Here is a 15,410-nt window from a genome sequence, read left to right as displayed (position 1 = left end):
CCGTCAGGCCTTGTAGATCAGCCAGCTCTTGCTGAAGTCCTTCTGCATCCCGTCCTGATAGAGGACGATGCAGTTTCGTCCGGCATTCTTGGCGCCGTAAAGGGCGATGTCGGTCTTGCTGTAAAGCTCGCCGGCATCCTCGGCATTAGAGGCCATGCAGATGCCGATCGACACGGTAATCGGGCCGTAGTTCACGCGTGTGCGGGAGTTTTTGAACGGGGTGGTCTCCAGCGTGCGGCGGATGCGTTCTGCAATCGCCGTCACTTCCTCGGCCGTGTTGCCCTCGATGATCAGCGCGAATTCCTCACCGCCGGCACGGGCGACGAAGACGTCGCGTCGCACATTGCTGCGGATCACCGAGGCGACGGTAGCGAGGATCTTGTCGCCGACGGGATGGCCGTAGGTGTCGTTGATTTTCTTGAAATTGTCGATGTCGGCGAGCAGCAGGGCGGTCACCGGCCGCATGCCTGGATTGTTGAAAACGGCAGCAAGGCGGTCGTCGAACGCGCGGCGGTTGGAGAGGCGCGTCAGCGAGTCGGTGTTGGCGATGCGCTTATATTCGTCGAGTTCCTTGCGGACTTGATCCATCTCCTGGGAACGCTGAACGACGTCCTCGACGGTGCGTTCACCATGCGCCATGGTATCGCCCGTCGCCCGGCTTAAAAGTTCAATTGCGTTTTCGATCAGTTCGACGCTGGCATTGCTCTTGGAGGTGATGCGCTTATGGGTCTCGCCGAGCAGTCTGGTATAGCTTTCGAGTGAGCTCTGCTCCTGCCGCAGAATCCGCAGCAACCCGTCGAGTTCGCCCGATATGCGGGTATGGGCGTCATCGAAGACTTGACCTGGGCTCGTGTTGAAATATTGCGCGCCGAGCGCGTCGAGTTCGGCCTGCGTCGCATGGGCGCCGAGGGCCGCAAGTTCTCGGGTAAGGGCAGGATTGGAGCCGATATAGGCCTCGTAGAAGAGTTCGTAATTGCGGGGTATCGGGGCAACGCCCATCGAGCGCATCGCATAGGTGATCTGACCCGCGACATCGGGAACCTGCACCTTGGGCGCGACAGCCGTATTCATCCGGCGATACTCCTCATATATTCAAAGGCAATATTTTAGTTGTTAGCTTAAATTTCTTGGGAAAAGATTAAAGCGACATATACCAAAGATTACATATGACAAGTTCCCGGAGAGGCAATACTTCCGGCAGGTCTATGATTTTTCATCAAAAAACGTATTTTTAGTGAGGCAATGCATATCCGCTGTGCGGGAATGGTGTCTGAAAAACTTAAAGTTCTTCTTGTGCTGAGGATCGTATTCATCTTGTCGACAGTTGGTTTTGGGCGCCGGCTATTTCAGAACGAGTATTTTGCAACGATACTTCCTGACGGCCGAGCCGGTCGCAGTCTGCAAATTCAGGCGTAAGATTATGCGAAGGTCTCGTCACACTTCCTTCGCCATCATGGCCGTCGCCGCCATCGCTGCTGGCGTCTTGCTGTTGGAGCATGCCGGCCTCCTTGCCGGAGCTTTCCGCACGGAAATCCTGGCAAGGGTGGATGACGGCAATGTGGTGAATGCTTTGGATATTGCGGGCGGAACAACGCGGTAGAAAGTCCGCCCGCGGCCATCGAGCCTGCCGCAATTACCCCAGGTTCAATTCCTGGAAGAAATCATTGCCCTTGTCGTCGATGACGATGAAGGCGGGGAAGTCTTCGACCTCGATCTTCCAGACCGCTTCCATGCCGAGTTCTGGATATTCGAATACTTCGACCTTGCGGATGCAATCCTGCGCGAGGCGGGCCGCGGGGCCGCCGATCGAGCCCAGATAGAAACCGCCATGCTTCTTGCAAGCCTCGCGCACGGCACGCGAGCGATTGCCTTTGGCGAGCATGACCATCGAGCCGCCGAAGGACTGGAACTGGTCGACGTAACTATCCATGCGGCCGGCAGTCGTCGGGCCGAAGGAGCCGGAGGCGTAGCCGGCCGGCGTCTTGGCGGGGCCGGCGTAGTAGACCGGGTGGTTTTTCAGGTAATCGGGCATGCCTTCGCCCTTTTCTAGCCGTTCGCGGATTTTGGCGTGGGCGAGGTCGCGGGCGACGATGATCGTACCGGTCAAGGACAGGCGCGTCTTGACCGGATGCTGCGACAGTTCGGCAAGCACCTCGGCCATCGGCCGGTTGAGGTCGACACGGACGGTCGATTCCGACAGTTTCGCCTCGTCGATCTCGGGCATGTATTTCGACGGATCGGTTTCTAGCTGTTCGATGAAGATGCCGTCGCGGGTGATCTTGCCCTTGGCCTGGCGGTCGGCGGAACAGGAGACGCCGAGGCCGATCGGTAGCGAGGCGCCGTGGCGGGGCAGTCGGATGACACGTACGTCATGACAGAAATACTTGCCGCCGAACTGGGCGCCGACGCCCATCTGCTGTGTCAGCTTGTGGATTTCCTTTTCCATCTCGAGGTCGCGGAAGGCGTGGCCGCTTTCCGAACCTTCGGTTGGCAGCTCGTCGAGATAGCGTGTCGAGGCGAGCTTGACCGTTTTCAGGTTCATCTCGGCCGAGGTACCGCCGATGACGATCGCCAGATGATAGGGCGGACAGGCCGCCGTCCCTAACGTTAGGATCTTCTCCTTGAGGAAGTCGATCATCCTGTCGTGCGTCAGGAGCGAGGGCGTGCCCTGATAGAGAAAGGTCTTGTTGGCCGAGCCGCCTCCCTTGGCGACAAAGAGGAATTCGTAGGCGTCGGTGCCTTCCTGGTAAATGTCGATCTGCGCCGGCAGGTTGTTCCTGGTGTTCTTCTCCTCGAACATCTTCACCGGCGCGAGCTGCGAATAACGCAGGTTCTTCTTCTCATAGGCATCCATGACGCCGCGGGCGAGCGCTGCGGTATCGCCACCCTCGGTCCAGACTCTGCGGCCCTTCTTGCCCATGATGATCGCCGTGCCGGTGTCCTGGCACATCGGCAACACGCCGCCGGCGGCGATATTGGCATTCTTCAACAGGTCGTAGGCGACGAAGCGGTCGTTATCGGTCGACTCTGCATCATCGAGGATCGAGGCGAGCTGCTTCAGATGGCCGGGCCGGAGCAGATGGTTGATATCGGCAAAGGCGGTTTCGGCAAGCAGGCGGATGCCCTCCGGCTCGACGGTCAGGATTTCCTGACCCTTGAAGCGATCGACCGAGACGTAATCGCTGCTGATCTTGCGATAGGGGGTGGCATCCTTGCCGAGCGGAAAGAGATCGTCAGCCATCGAAGTGACCTTTCTGGTGGGCGCGTCGCGAAATTGGAACCGATCTAAATCTCCTGTCGGGCAAAAGCAATCTGCATGCGCAAGTTTGGAGTTGGGGCCAATGTCGTGCCGCATTTTGCAGTCGGTATGTCACACGCGATAAGCGAGTGAAAGAAAGGGGACATCGACATTTGTCGCGAAACGACCGACCTCAGGTTGCCTTCAGTTCAAGCGCGGTTCATATTCCGGCAGCGTTAACCTGCCGGGGCTTCCAATGACAAATGCAAAGCCAACTGCTGTCGACGACCTTCTCGTATTTTTCGAGCATGACTGGATCATGGGCGATCTGCTGCGCCTCGCCAGCGATCCCGAAGGAGCGGACATGTATGTTCGCTTGGGGATTCGTCCTACTCGCTCTACCTGACTCACATGATTGCGATCGGTGTGGCAAGCTCGCCATCTATATTGCCGGGGTCGAACGCTGGACTGCGCCGCTTGCTCTTCGAATTCCATTGCTCGTGATCACGACGATATTCTGCGTTTCTGTTGGACTCGTCTTTTACTTCTGCGTCGAAAAGAAGATTGCGCAGTTTCTCAAACGATTGGAGAGAGGCAGAAGGGCCGCTTCATACATGCCTGCTGAATAAGTCGCGGCCGCGTCGGAGCTTATCTCAGCATTCAGACAAAGCGGGCGTTCTCTGCGCACCATGCGTAGAGTGGCCGGGTTCAGCATCGTTTCCTCCATTGCAGGATGGAAGGGGGTCGAACCCGTGGCTCAACCCGACACTGTTCGCGGGCGGGATGGGAGACGCCGGCTCATTTCGGGCCGATCATCGTTTCCGGGCGGACGATGGCGTCGTAGTCTTCGGCGGAGACGAGACCGCTGGCGAGGGCTTCCTCCTTCAGCGTCGTGCCGTTCTTATGGGCAGTCTTGGCGATCTTGGCGGCCGCGTCGTAGCCGATCTTCGGGGCAAGTGCGGTCACCAGCATCAGCGAACGTTCGAGGCCGGCCTTGATGTTGTCCTCGCGCGCCTCGATGCCTACGATGCAATTGTCGGTAAATGAGACGGCGGCGTCGGCAAGCAGCTGCACCGACTGCAGGAAATTATAGGCCATCATCGGATTGTAGACGTTGAGCTCGAAATGGCCCTGGCTACCGGCGAAAGTCAGGGCGGCGTGATTGCCGAAGATGTGGATGCAGACCTGCGTCAGCGCCTCGCATTGGGTCGGGTTGACCTTGCCGGGCATGATCGACGATCCGGGCTCGTTTTCCGGCAGCGCCAGTTCGCCGAGACCGGCGCGGGGGCCGGAGCCGAGGAGACGAATGTCGTTGGCGATCTTGAAGAGGGCGGCTGCGGCTGCGTTGATGGCGCCATGGGAAAAAACCATGCTGTCATGTGAGGCAAGCGCCTCGAACTTGTTCGGCGCGGTGACGAAGGACAGGCCCGAAATAGCGGCGATCTCTTCGGCGACCTTTTCGGCAAAGCCCGCCGGTGCATTGAGACCGGTGCCGACGGCGGTGCCGCCCTGGGCGAGTTCGCAGAGTCCGGGCAGGGTCATCTCGATGCGCTTGATGGCGGAGCCGACCTGGGCGGCGTAACCGGAAAATTCCTGGCCGAGCGTCAGCGGCGTCGCATCCTGGGTGTGGGTTCGGCCGATCTTGATGATGTGGCTGAATTCCGTGACCTTCATGTCGAGAGCGGCATGCAGGTGTTTCAGGGCCGGCAGCAGGTGATGCGCGATACGTTCGGCGCAGGCGATATGCATGGCCGTGGGGTAGGTGTCGTTGGACGACTGGCTCATATTGACGTGATCGTTCGGATGCACCGGCTTCTTGGAACCCATCACGCCGCCCAGCATTTCTATGGCACGATTGGCGATTACTTCGTTGGCATTCATGTTGGACTGCGTGCCGGAGCCGGTCTGCCAGACGACCAGCGGAAAATGGTCGTCGAGCTTGCCGTCGATCACTTCCTGGGCCGCATCAACGATGGCTTTGCCGAGGCCAGGATCGAGCTGGCCAAGTGCCATGTTAGCGCGTGCCGCGGCTTGCTTGACGATGCCGAGTGCGCGCACGATCGAGAGCGGCTGCTTTTCCCAGCCGATCTTGAAATTGCCGAGCGAACGCTCGGCCTGGGCGCCCCAATATCGGTCGGCGGCGACGTCGATGGGGCCAAAAGTATCGGTTTCGGTGCGGGTTGCGGTCATTGGGGTTTGCCTTCCTGTCACATGCTGTTTCGGGCATTTTCTAAAGATGAGGTTTTATAGGTTGGAAACCAGATCAAGAAAACCGGATGCCGTGCGAAATATTGAAAATTCCAGTCAGGTTTGCGCCGGCTGGCGGCCGTGCTTTTTAGGCCACTTTGAAAATATTATGCATCGGCAGGTTTTTGCCGCACTGGCCTGGCGGCAAAAATTCGGTAAAAAATTAACTAATAATTTCATAATTTTGTGTGAACTGCTGCGCGGCGCCGTGCAGAATTTCCGTCACAGAGAATTGAGTCCGCCGGCGCTGGCGGCGAAGGCCGGTTTCTGATCAATGAGGCCCTACGCTGCGTGAGTTTCGCGGGATTTGATCTGAGAACAGCATGACATCGGGACTGGAATATATATGACGTTCGTTTTGAAAAGCGCGGTATCCGCATTTGCAGTTTCCTGCGGCCTGGCAGTGATGGTCGCTCCCGCACATGCCTACACGCTGATGGATATGCTGCGAGGCGACAGGCAGCGGAGCCAGAGCACCATCTTCATGGATCAGGCGCCGGGCCGACCGGTGCCGCGCGGCGCCGTCGGCGGCTCGCTCGGCGGGCTTGATCCGGAAGCGCCGTTGCCGAAGGTGAGCGGTCCGCGCTATTACACCTATAAAGCCGAAACGCTGCAGTTCGTCGACACCAGCAAGTTTGCCGATCCCGTCGTCACCGGCGCGGTGGCCGAGGTTTCGCCGAGCGGTGAGGCCGGTGCCGAACCGGTCGTGCAGCGCCGCCTGCTGGCGCAGGCCAAGGTGCGCGCCAATGCCGACGTCGCCAAGGCGCTCGAGGCCTATTACCGTGACAGCCGCAATCCGCTCGTCTGGGTTGAAGGCAATGGGATCAACGAGCGCGCCAAATCGGTGATGGCGGCACTTGCCGATGCGGCCTCCGTCGGCCTCGATCCCGCCGATTACGCCATCCAGACACCGGAAATTGATCCGGCCAATCCCGATCCGGCCGTCCGCGACCGGGCGCTGACCCAGTTCGAACTCGAACTCTCGGCCAAGGTGCTTGCCTTCGTGCAGGACACGGTGCGCGGCCGCATCGATCCGAACAAGATTTCCGGCTATCACGATTTTCAGCGCAAGGCGGTCAAACTGGCGCCGGTCCTGAAGCTTGCCCGCATGAGCCCCGATGCCGGCGCCTATATCGCCAGCCGCTCGCCGGACAGTCCGCAGTTCGAGGCGCTGAAGGCGGAGCTTGCCAAGCTTCGCGCCGCCGATGGCGGCAAGGAGGAGCAGATCGTCGTTTCGCTCAGCGGCCTGCTGAAGCCGGGCGACAGCTCGCCCGAGATCGCCAATATCGTCAAGGCTGTCCAGAAGCACGGTTCCGAGACGCTGAGGACCGATCACGCCGCGACCTTGGCAGCCTACACCGGCGGCAGCGACTATTCGCCTGATATCGTCGCGCTGGTGGAGGATTTTCAGAAGGAGCGCGGCCTGAAGGCCGACGGCGTCATCGGTCAGGCGACGGTGCGCGCCATGACAGGCGGTGACACCAATGCATCCAAGATCGACAAGCTCGTAGTCGCCATGGAACAGGCCCGCTGGCTGCCGGAAGATCTCGGTTCGCGCTATGTCATGATCAACCAGCCGGCCTACATGGCCTACTATCACAATGACGGCAAGGAACAACTGTCGATGCGTGTCGTCGTCGGCGGCAAGAATAATCAGACCTATTTCTTCGACGACGAGATCGAGACGGTGGAGTTCAACCCGTTCTGGGGCGTGCCGCAGTCGATCATTATCAATGAAATGCTGCCGAAGCTGCGCTCGGATCCGAACTATCTCGACCAGCTCGGCTATGAGGTTGAGGTGAACGGCCACGCCGTCGCCTCATCCAGCGTCGACTGGTACGGCTCCACCGACAATGTTTCGGTCCGCCAGCCGCCAAGCAGTGACAATGCCCTCGGCGAACTCAAGATCCTGTTCCCGAATAGCCATGCGATCTACATGCACGACACGCCGTCGAAGAGCTTCTTCAAGCGTGACATGCGGGCTCTCAGCCACGGCTGCGTGCGTCTTTCCAATCCGCGCGCGATGGCCGCTGCCGTGCTCGGCACGACCGTCGACGATGTCGCCAAGCAGATCGCCAACGGGCAGAACCATGCGGTGAAGGTACCGCAGAAGGTCCCGGTTTACGTGTCCTACTTCACCGCCTGGCCGAACAAGGACGGCGTCGTGGAGTATTTTGACGACGTCTACGGCCGCGACGCCTATGTCAAAAAAGCCTTCGACGCGACGACAAAGGCGCGCGGCGCGCAGATCTGACGCAGGTTTTATGCGTTTGGGGACGGGCGGTCTTCGGGCCGCCCGTTTTGTTTTGGGACGGGTTACCGACGCCGTTGTTCTCCTCGGTTTATGACGGAGGAGAGGGGGCTGCCACGGCACGCCGGTAAAGGAAAAATGACATAGGCGAGTGGCAGCCTCAGACCGCGACCTTGTCCGGATACTCCCGCAACAACCGCTCCACCAGCTCCGGCATCAACTCATCGTAATGCATGATGATCACATCCGGATCGAGGCTTGAAACCGGCACATCCGAGTAACCGAAGGGTACGGCGATCGACGGGACGGCGGCATTCTTCGCCACCGCGATATCGTTGATGCTGTCGCCGATCATCACGGTCCGGCCGATGTCGCCACCAGCGCGGTCGATGGTGCCGATGAGATGGCGGGCGTCGGGTTTGCGGTATTCGAAAGTATCGCCGCCGGTGATGGCTTCGAAATAGCCGGTGAGGTCGAGCTTATCGAGCAGGCCGTAGGCGAGGCTTTCCATCTTGTTGGTGCAGACGGCGAGGCGGTAGCCGGCTGATGTCAGCCGGTCCATTGCGGCGACTAGGCCGGGATAGGGTTCGGTATGGCCTGGCATATTGCCGGCATAATGGGCGACGAAACGTTCGACCAGCGGCGGGACGGCGTCGCTTTCGAGCGGATGGCCCCGCAGCCGGCAGGCACGTTCGATCATCACCCGTGCGCCCTGGCCGACCAGGTGGGTGAGGTCGTCATAGCTGACCGGCTCGAGGCCGAGGGCTGCGATCGTATGGTTCAGGCTTTCGACCAGGTCCGCATGGGTATCGAGAAGCGTGCCATCGAGATCGAAGACGATGAGCGCCGGGCGAACGGGGGCAGGGGTCAAGGGCTTGCCTCTTTGAGCGATGAGTCTTCCGGGAAGCGACGGGCCGCGCCCGGGGGACGAGGGATCGTGCCTGAGGTAGGCGATCACGCGGCGGAAAGCAACGTCCTGTGATGGCCGGGAGGGCTGCAGGCATTTGTTTCCGCTTTTCATTTTCCGTGATGATTTTGACTTTCGTTTGCCAAGCGAGCCGTGTAAACAGCACATCCAACGCAATAAATCGGAGCTGGCGGCGCATGGATGCCCGCGAAATGAAGATCAAGGCCGCCGAGGCCGCGCTCGCTCATGTCGAAGACGGGATGCGCCTCGGGATCGGGACGGGCAGCACCGCGGAAGAGTTCGTCCGGCTGCTGGCGGAAAAGGTTGCGGGCGGCTTCAGGGTCGAAGGTGTTCCGACGTCCGAACGAACCGCGCGGCTCTGCGTCGAACTCGGCGTGCCGCTGAAATCGCTTGACGAACTGCCGGCGCTCGATCTGACCGTCGACGGCGCCGACGAGGTCGATCCGGCGCTCAGATTGATCAAGGGTGGCGGCGGCGCGCTGCTGCGCGAAAAGATCGTCGCCGCCGCTTCTGAGCGGATGATCGTCATTGCCGACGAAAGCAAGCTGGTCGATACGCTCGGGGCCTACGCGCTGCCGATCGAAGTCAACCCGTTTGGTCTCGTCTCGACGCGGATGGCGATCGAGAAAGTCGCGGCTCGGCTCGGCCTTTCCGGTGAACTCAGCCTGCGCCAGTCGGGTGACGGAGAGTTTACCACGGATGGCGGCCATCACATCATCGATGCATCTTTTGGCCGCATTCCTGATGCAGAGGCGCTTTCGAGCGAGCTGAATTCCATACCCGGCGTCGTCGAACACGGGCTCTTTATCAATATGGCGGCACTTGCGATCATTGCCGGTCCTGCGGGTGCGCGCACGCTGCAGGCAAACAGATAACAGGAGCATACACTCATGATGAACATTGCAGGTCTTGGCCGTTTTGCCGCTGCGACCATCGTTCTTTCCGGGCTTGCCTTCGGGTCCGCCGTCAAGGCGCAGGAGGTTTCCGATGAGCAGCTGAAGGCCGCGCGCGCCGCTGTCACCTCGATCGGCGCCACCGCCGCCTTCGATAACATCCTGCCGGGTTTGGCCGAGCGCCTGAAGGCCGGCCTGATTCAGGACTCGCCGAACTACCAGGACATCATCTCGTCGACGGTCGATGCACAGGCGCTGGCGCTGGCGCCGCGCCGCGGTGATCTCGAGAAGGAAGCCGCACTTATCTATGCCAAGACCTTCACCCTCGAAGAGCTGAAGGCGATCGCCGATTTCTACAATTCCGACGTCGGCAAGAAGCTGCTGCGTGACGGCCCGGTCGCCTTGCGCGAGATGGGGAAGGCCGCCGATATCTGGGGCCAGGGGATTTCCCGCGATCTGGAAAAGCAGAGCAACGCCGAGCTTTCCAAGGTTATCAAGGCACCGCCGCCGGCAACTGACAGCCCGGTTGCTCCTGCACCGGCCGCCCAGCAGTAACGACTGCCCCCAGAATTCGCGAAAGCCCGGCGTCGTCCGGGCTTTTTTTGTTATAATGCGCCAGAGCATGATGCCGAAAGGTGTGAGCGGTTTTCGAACGACATCATGCTCTTACTCTTTAATTTAGAACAGAGTTCAGGTTTTCGGCCAGGCCTAAAATCATCCTGTTCTGGAGCCCTGGCGGTGAAGGTTGGTGAGGCCGATATGTCCGATCGTTACGAGGCTGTGAGAGTACGAATATCAGGCAAGGTCCAAGGTGTGGGTTTTCGCATGTGGACGCGCGATGAGGCGCTCCGGCTCGGGCTGACCGGCTGGGTGCGCAACGAGGTGGACGGATCCGTCGCTGCCTTGGTCGCAGGGCCGGACAACGCGATCTCGACGATGATCGAGCGTTTGAGGCGCGGGCCTGCAGGGGCGTCGGTTTCGGGCGTGGAGACGGAAGCGACCCGGCTTGAGAAGATGCCGACGGATTTCCGCATCACGTGATGAGAGCAGCAGTCCGGCAAGGGACGGGCTGTACGGATGCGTCTGACGCTCAGCCCCATTCCTTCGAGCTCTTGGCCAATTGCCATGCGCCTGTCTCGTCCGGCTCTACGCGCTTGTTGCCGCGGTAGAAAATCGGCAGTCCGGTTTTCTTGTCCATCGCAAAGCGGCTCGGCGTGAATTTCTCGTCTTCGTGGCCCTCGATGGCGAGATTGAGCGCCTCCTTGAATTTGCCGGCCTTGCACAGCTTGGCGAACAGAGTTTGATCCATCTTTTGCTCCGGCATCCTTTTCCATCTCAAGCATTGCCCTGCCAGCCTCAGCTGGCCGGGTCAACCGTAAACGGTGACCGGCTCAAATCAAGATTCAGCGATGGAGAGTGGGATGAGGTAGGGGCGGGGCTTTTGTTTTCATGGGGATCGCCCCTATATCAGGAACGTCCTTTCCTGCGATTCCCTTCCGGAGTTCCTCATGTCTTCCTACGACTACGACCTCTTCGTCATCGGCGGCGGTTCCGGGGGCGTACGCGCCGCCCGTGTTGCCGCCTCGCTTGGCAAGAGGGTGGCGATCGCCGAGGAATATCGCTATGGCGGCACATGCGTCATCCGCGGCTGCGTGCCGAAGAAGCTCTTCGTCTATGCGTCGCAGTTTCATGAGCATTTCGAGGATGCGGAGGGCTTTGGGTGGACGGTGGGCGAAAGCAGCTTCGACTGGAAGAAGCTGGTAGCGGCCAAGGATGCCGAGATCGCGCGGCTGGAAGGCCTCTACAAGAAGGGGCTCAGCGGCGCCAATGCCGACATCCTGGAAACGCGCGCCGAACTGGTCGATGCTCATACGGTCCGGCTGATGAAAACCGGACAGACGGTGACGGCCAAGACCATCATCATCGCCACCGGCGGAAGGCCGAACCCGCATGCGGCCCTTCCCGGTCACGAATTCTGCATCTCCTCCAACGAGGCCTTTCATCTCGAAGAGCTGCCAAAATCGATCGTGATCGCTGGCGGCGGCTATATCGCCGTCGAGTTCGCCAATATTTTCCATGGTCTCGGCGTCGAAACGACGCTGATCTATCGCGGCGCCGAAATCCTGTCGCGCTTCGACGAGGATCTGAGGCGCGGGCTGCACGAGGCGATGGTCGCCAAGGGCATACGCATTCTCTGCCACGATACGCTGCAGAAGGTCTCCAAAGGCGAGGACGGGCTCACTCTCGAGACGATGAACAATGGCACGCTGCAGGCAGGAGTCGTCCTGCTGGCTCTCGGGCGCGATCCCAACACCGAGGGCCTGGGTCTGGAGGCGGCCGGCGTCGCTGTCGACGAGCGCGGCGCCATCATCGTCGACGACTATTCCCGTACCAACATCGAAAACATCTATGCCCTCGGCGATGTTACCAATCGCGTACAGCTGACGCCGGTGGCGATCCACGAGGCAATGTGCTTCATCGAAACCGAGTACAAGAATAATCCGACGCGGCCGGACTATGATCTTATCCCAACCGCCGTCTTTTCGCTGCCGGAGATCGGCACCGTCGGCCTCTCGGAAGAGGAGGCGGGCAAGCGTTACGACGAACTCGAGGTTTATCGTGCCCAGTTCCGCCCGCTGAAGGCCACGCTTTCGGGCCGGGCCGAGCGGATGATCATGAAGCTGATCGTCGATGCGGCGAGCCGGAAGGTGGTCGGCGCCCACATCCTCGGCCACGACGCCGGGGAAATGGCGCAGCTGCTCGGCGTCACGTTGAAAGCCGGCTGCACCAAGGATGATTTCGACCAGACGATGGCGCTGCATCCAACGGCCGCCGAGGAGCTGGTCACCATGTATGCGCCGAGCTATCGGGTCCGTGACGGGCAGCGCGTCTGAGTCCTCCGCGTGCGCTTAGCTGGTAATGCGCGGCGCGCGGATGACCTTGAGGAAGAGCGCCTTCATCGCATCGGCGATACCTTCCGTCGGCGTCACCTCGAAATAGAGGCCGGGCGAGGCGCATTCCTGCATCTTCGTCGGGATTTGGCTCTGGAAGGGGCTGATCCAGGTATTGTACCAGCTATTCTTCGGCAGAGGCAGATAAGTCGTATATAGCACCGCAATCCTGATGCCCTTGTCCTTCAGCGGTTTGCAGAAGGAAGTGTCGATCGGCTCCTGGCAGCGGTTGCCGGTCAGTTTTTTGGTGCAGCCCTTCGGCTTTTCGCTGTCGCCGACGCCGTCCGAGACGAAGAATAGGATCTTCTGCGGCGTCGTGGCGGTGCTGCCGTCGCCGGGGGTGGTGATAATGTCTTTCATCTGAGTCAGCGCGTTGTCGAAGCTCGTTTGCTGGTCGTTATTGTAGCCCTGCTTCGGGATAGTCATCAGATCGACCGCGTCGGTGTAGGTGCCAACCTTGTCTAGGTCGTCCGTCGGGTCCGATATGGTGGTCAGATTGGCGTCTTCGGCCTTGGCGCCGAAAGTATAGACGCCCATGCGGAACTGATTGGTGGAAGCGCGCGTCGACTTCGCGGTGAGCGTCAGCTCCTTGGTTGCCTGGCGTACGACGTCGATGCGCATGCTGACGCCGAGCCTCTTGGCAAGGTTGTAGTAGTTGTTTTTGTTTTCCGTTTCGTGGCAGGCGAAAGCGCAGCTGTCGCTGGTGTTCTTTTCCATCGTCGCGACGTCTTTCGCGGTGGCACCGACGCCCATCGATGGCGTGTTGTCGAGCAAGATGTAGAAATCCATGAAGGAGGCGGTCAGGTATTCGGCCGTTGCCGTGCCGGAGATGGTGATCGAATCCTTGCCGAGAACGCGCATGAAGGTGGTTGGCACGGTCGCCGTGAAGGAAACCTGCGAATTCAGCTTATTGGCGTTTTTGGTAACGTCGATGCCGAGATCGATATTAACATCCGCCAGTTCTCCCGATACTTGCGACAGGAAAATGCTGCGGGCGTCGGTCTTGCCGAGAGAGATCGTGCCATTGCCGCTCATGGTCATGGCGGCGGCGACCGCGCTGGATTTTTCGGCGATCGAGCCCACGGCGGCAGCATCGGCGGCGGCAAAGAGCTGCGTGCGCAGGCTCATGGCGTGAGCGAAATCCACCGCCATCCCTGCCATGCCGAGCAGCGGCACCATCAGCAATGCCGTCATGATACCGAAATTGCCAGAACGATCCGATATGAATCCTGGCGGAAGGATCGCCATGATGTGTCCCCAATGTTGAAACTCATCCCGGTTCTACATTCAAAGTCTAAAATATGGGGAAACCGACGTGGTATATGCCGGTTTAACGATGGTAACGGGGTTTTTTGCCACCTATATGCGAGCATTGACCGATGGCGGCGGCATGGCATGGAGCTTCCGGCGATTGGCCTTTGCAAGCCCGATCTAAAGGGCTATAAGCCGCCGCAATCGAGGATAGGTGCATCCCAGGGACGGATGTGAATGAGGTAAGTGACATGGCAGAGAATTGGACCCCGAGCAGCTGGCGGCAGAAACCGATCCTGCAGGTTCCCGAATATCCGGATGCAGCCGCCTTGGCGGCAACGGAGGCAACGCTCGCCAGCTATCCGCCGCTCGTCTTCGCCGGCGAGGCGCGCCGACTGAAGAAGCATCTCGCCAATGTTGCCGAAGGCAACGGTTTCTTGCTGCAGGGCGGCGACTGCGCCGAGAGCTTCGCCGAACACGGCGCCGACAATATTCGCGACTTCTTCCGCGCTTTCCTGCAGATGGCCGTCGTGCTGACGTTCGGCGCGCAGCTGCCTGTCGTCAAGGTCGGGCGTATCGCCGGACAGTTCGCCAAGCCGCGTTCGTCGAATGTCGAAAAGCAGGGTGACGTGACACTGCCGGCCTATCGCGGCGACATCATCAACGGCATCGAGTTCACTGAGGAGTCGCGCATTCCGAACCCGGAACGCCAGGCCATGGCCTATCGCCAGTCGGCTGCGACGCTGAACCTTCTGCGCGCCTTCGCGATGGGCGGTTACGCCAACCTCGAAAACGTCCATCAGTGGATGCTGGGCTTCGTCAAGGACAGCCCGCAGGGTGAGCGGTACCGCAAGCTGGCCGACCGCATCAGCGAAACCATGGATTTCATGACGGCGATCGGCATCACCTCGGAAAACCACCCGAGCCTGCGCGAGACCGATTTCTTCACCAGCCATGAAGCGCTGCTGCTCGGCTACGAGGAGGCGCTGACCCGCGTCGATTCCACCTCGGGCGACTGGTACGCCACGTCAGGTCACATGATCTGGATCGGCGACCGCACGCGTCAGGCAGACCATGCGCATATCGAATATTGCCGCGGCATCAAGAACCCGATCGGGCTGAAATGCGGTCCGTCGCTGCAGGCCGACGATCTGCTGCAGCTGATCGACATCCTGAACCCAGCCAACGAAGCCGGGCGGCTGACGCTGATCTGCCGCTTCGGCCACGAGAAGGTCGCCGAAAACCTGCCGCGCCTGATCCGCGCCGTCGAGCGCGAGGGGCGCAAGGTCGTCTGGTCCTGCGACCCGATGCACGGCAACACGATCACGCTCAACAATTACAAGACCCGTCCCTTCGAGCGGATCCTGTCGGAAGTCGAAAGCTTCTTCCAGATCCATCGCGCCGAAGGCACGCACCCCGGCGGCATCCATGTCGAGATGACCGGCAAGGACGTGACGGAATGCACCGGCGGCGCCCGCGCCGTCACTGCCGACGATCTGCAGGACCGCTACCACACCCATTGCGACCCGCGCCTCAATTCCGACCAGGCGCTCGAACTCGCCTTCCTGCTTGCCGAGCGCATGAAGGGCGGCCGCGACGAGAAGCGCATGGTCGCCAACGGCTGAGACAGCCGAAATAGAACGACGAAAAA

At 60.2% G+C, this 15,410-nt stretch carries 15 protein-coding genes and 1 pseudogene; 9 read left to right on the top strand and 7 right to left on the bottom strand.

The window, feature by feature from the left end; all coding sequences use genetic code 11:
- Positions 1-3: 3 nt before the first annotated feature.
- Together GGI60_RS00725 and GGI60_RS00720 are read right to left on the bottom strand one after the other, a co-directional pair.
- A complete protein-coding gene (locus GGI60_RS00725) occupies positions 4-1,071 on the bottom strand; it encodes a GGDEF domain-containing protein (RefSeq protein ID WP_183913430.1) in 1,068 nt (355 codons plus the stop codon).
- A gap of 238 nt (positions 1,072-1,309) precedes the next feature.
- Positions 1,310-1,498, bottom strand: coding sequence for a hypothetical protein (locus tag GGI60_RS00720; RefSeq protein WP_183913432.1), 189 nt, complete (start codon positions 1,496-1,498; stop codon positions 1,310-1,312).
- Between GGI60_RS00720 and GGI60_RS31790 the strand changes: the two genes are divergently transcribed.
- Entirely contained in the window at positions 1,421-1,600 is a 180-nt protein-coding gene (locus GGI60_RS31790) for a hypothetical protein (protein WP_246720305.1), read from the top strand. The two genes, GGI60_RS00720 and GGI60_RS31790, sit on opposite strands and share 78 nt — an antisense overlap.
- 33 nt (positions 1,601-1,633) lie before the next feature.
- On the opposite strand, the gene GGI60_RS00715 is transcribed toward GGI60_RS31790, so the two are convergent.
- Positions 1,634-3,241 carry a fumarate hydratase gene (locus GGI60_RS00715; protein WP_183913434.1) on the bottom strand — a complete coding sequence of 536 codons (1,608 nt, stop codon included), beginning with the start codon at positions 3,239-3,241 and terminating at the stop codon, positions 1,634-1,636.
- A gap of 253 nt (positions 3,242-3,494) precedes the next feature.
- Here GGI60_RS00715 and GGI60_RS00710 point away from each other — a divergent pair.
- A pseudogene (locus GGI60_RS00710) lies at positions 3,495-3,626 on the top strand (autoaggregation protein (adhering protein)); the annotation flags it as partial.
- A gap of 410 nt (positions 3,627-4,036) precedes the next feature.
- Here GGI60_RS00710 and fumC read toward each other — a convergent pair.
- Positions 4,037-5,428, bottom strand: coding sequence for a class II fumarate hydratase (gene fumC, locus GGI60_RS00705; RefSeq protein WP_183913436.1), 1,392 nt, complete (start codon positions 5,426-5,428; stop codon positions 4,037-4,039).
- A gap of 61 nt (positions 5,429-5,489) precedes the next feature.
- Here fumC and GGI60_RS00700 point away from each other — a divergent pair, with 61 nt between their 5' ends.
- Together GGI60_RS00700 and GGI60_RS00695 are read left to right on the top strand one after the other, a co-directional pair.
- Positions 5,490-5,756 (top strand): hypothetical protein, encoded by a 267-nt coding sequence (locus GGI60_RS00700; protein ID WP_183913926.1) that lies wholly within the window; start codon positions 5,490-5,492, stop codon positions 5,754-5,756.
- Positions 5,757-5,831: 75 nt separating this feature from the next.
- Positions 5,832-7,739, top strand: a complete 1,908-nt coding sequence (locus tag GGI60_RS00695; RefSeq protein WP_183913438.1) for a murein L,D-transpeptidase — start codon at positions 5,832-5,834, stop codon at positions 7,737-7,739.
- A gap of 157 nt (positions 7,740-7,896) precedes the next feature.
- Here the strand turns inward: GGI60_RS00695 and GGI60_RS00690 are convergent, their stop codons facing one another.
- Positions 7,897-8,607 carry an HAD family hydrolase gene (locus tag GGI60_RS00690; protein WP_183913439.1) on the bottom strand — a complete coding sequence of 237 codons (711 nt, stop codon included), beginning with the start codon at positions 8,605-8,607 and terminating at the stop codon, positions 7,897-7,899.
- A gap of 233 nt (positions 8,608-8,840) precedes the next feature.
- Here GGI60_RS00690 and rpiA point away from each other — a divergent pair, with 233 nt between their 5' ends.
- The 3 genes from rpiA to GGI60_RS00675 all read left to right on the top strand — a co-directional run bounded on the left by rpiA (position 8,841) and on the right by GGI60_RS00675 (position 10,598).
- Positions 8,841-9,539, top strand: a complete 699-nt coding sequence (rpiA, locus tag GGI60_RS00685) for a ribose-5-phosphate isomerase RpiA (RefSeq protein WP_038692596.1) — start codon at positions 8,841-8,843, stop codon at positions 9,537-9,539.
- 15 nt (positions 9,540-9,554) lie between these two features.
- A complete protein-coding gene (locus tag GGI60_RS00680) occupies positions 9,555-10,112 on the top strand; it encodes a DUF2059 domain-containing protein (RefSeq protein ID WP_183913441.1) in 558 nt (185 codons plus the stop codon).
- A gap of 204 nt (positions 10,113-10,316) precedes the next feature.
- Positions 10,317-10,598 (top strand): acylphosphatase, encoded by a 282-nt coding sequence (locus tag GGI60_RS00675; protein WP_183913443.1) that lies wholly within the window; start codon positions 10,317-10,319, stop codon positions 10,596-10,598.
- 49 nt (positions 10,599-10,647) lie between these two features.
- Here GGI60_RS00675 and GGI60_RS00670 read toward each other — a convergent pair whose 3' ends face one another.
- Positions 10,648-10,866, bottom strand: a complete 219-nt coding sequence (locus GGI60_RS00670; protein ID WP_246720278.1) for a hypothetical protein — start codon at positions 10,864-10,866, stop codon at positions 10,648-10,650.
- 199 nt (positions 10,867-11,065) lie between these two features.
- Between GGI60_RS00670 and gor the strand changes: the two genes are divergently transcribed.
- The gene (gene gor, locus GGI60_RS00665; RefSeq protein WP_183913447.1) at positions 11,066-12,451 is read left to right on the top strand and encodes a glutathione-disulfide reductase; all 1,386 of its coding nucleotides are present in this window, start codon (positions 11,066-11,068) and stop codon (positions 12,449-12,451) included.
- A gap of 15 nt (positions 12,452-12,466) precedes the next feature.
- On the opposite strand, the gene GGI60_RS00660 is transcribed toward gor, so the two are convergent.
- The gene (locus GGI60_RS00660; RefSeq protein WP_183913449.1) at positions 12,467-13,756 is read right to left on the bottom strand and encodes a TadE/TadG family type IV pilus assembly protein; all 1,290 of its coding nucleotides are present in this window, start codon (positions 13,754-13,756) and stop codon (positions 12,467-12,469) included.
- Between the two features lie 254 nt (positions 13,757-14,010).
- On the opposite strand from GGI60_RS00660, the gene GGI60_RS00655 reads away from it, so the two are divergent.
- Positions 14,011-15,384 carry a class II 3-deoxy-7-phosphoheptulonate synthase gene (locus GGI60_RS00655; RefSeq protein ID WP_183913451.1) on the top strand — a complete coding sequence of 458 codons (1,374 nt, stop codon included), beginning with the start codon at positions 14,011-14,013 and terminating at the stop codon, positions 15,382-15,384.
- Positions 15,385-15,410: the final 26 nt, after the last annotated feature.

The organism is Rhizobium lentis (genome assembly GCF_014200175.1).
Taxonomy (GTDB): domain Bacteria; phylum Pseudomonadota; class Alphaproteobacteria; order Rhizobiales; family Rhizobiaceae; genus Rhizobium; species Rhizobium mulingense.
The sequence above is the reverse complement of the archived record's forward strand: the minus strand, read 5'-3'. Positions and strand labels throughout refer to the sequence as shown.

Bases quoted from the DNA above. Each gene is read 5' to 3' on its own strand.
- rpiA (WP_038692596.1), top strand. From the start codon at position 8,841: ATGGATGCCCGCGAAATGAAGATCAAGGCCGCCGAGGCCGCGCTCGCT.
- GGI60_RS00715 (WP_183913434.1), bottom strand. From the start codon at position 3,241: ATGGCTGACGATCTCTTTCCGCTCGGCAAGGATGCCACCCCCTATCGC.
- GGI60_RS00670 (WP_246720278.1), bottom strand. From the start codon at position 10,866: ATGGATCAAACTCTGTTCGCCAAGCTGTGCAAGGCCGGCAAATTCAAG.
- GGI60_RS00725 (WP_183913430.1), bottom strand. From the start codon at position 1,071: ATGAATACGGCTGTCGCGCCCAAGGTGCAGGTTCCCGATGTCGCGGGT.
- GGI60_RS00720 (WP_183913432.1), bottom strand. From the start codon at position 1,498: ATGCTCCAACAGCAAGACGCCAGCAGCGATGGCGGCGACGGCCATGAT.
- GGI60_RS00660 (WP_183913449.1), bottom strand. From the start codon at position 13,756: ATGGCGATCCTTCCGCCAGGATTCATATCGGATCGTTCTGGCAATTTC.
- gor (WP_183913447.1), top strand. From the start codon at position 11,066: ATGTCTTCCTACGACTACGACCTCTTCGTCATCGGCGGCGGTTCCGGG.
- GGI60_RS00655 (WP_183913451.1), top strand. From the start codon at position 14,011: ATGGCAGAGAATTGGACCCCGAGCAGCTGGCGGCAGAAACCGATCCTG.
- GGI60_RS00680 (WP_183913441.1), top strand. From the start codon at position 9,555: ATGATGAACATTGCAGGTCTTGGCCGTTTTGCCGCTGCGACCATCGTT.
- fumC (WP_183913436.1), bottom strand. From the start codon at position 5,428: ATGACCGCAACCCGCACCGAAACCGATACTTTTGGCCCCATCGACGTC.
- GGI60_RS00675 (WP_183913443.1), top strand. From the start codon at position 10,317: ATGTCCGATCGTTACGAGGCTGTGAGAGTACGAATATCAGGCAAGGTC.
- GGI60_RS31790 (WP_246720305.1), top strand. From the start codon at position 1,421: ATGCGAAGGTCTCGTCACACTTCCTTCGCCATCATGGCCGTCGCCGCC.
- GGI60_RS00695 (WP_183913438.1), top strand. From the start codon at position 5,832: ATGACGTTCGTTTTGAAAAGCGCGGTATCCGCATTTGCAGTTTCCTGC.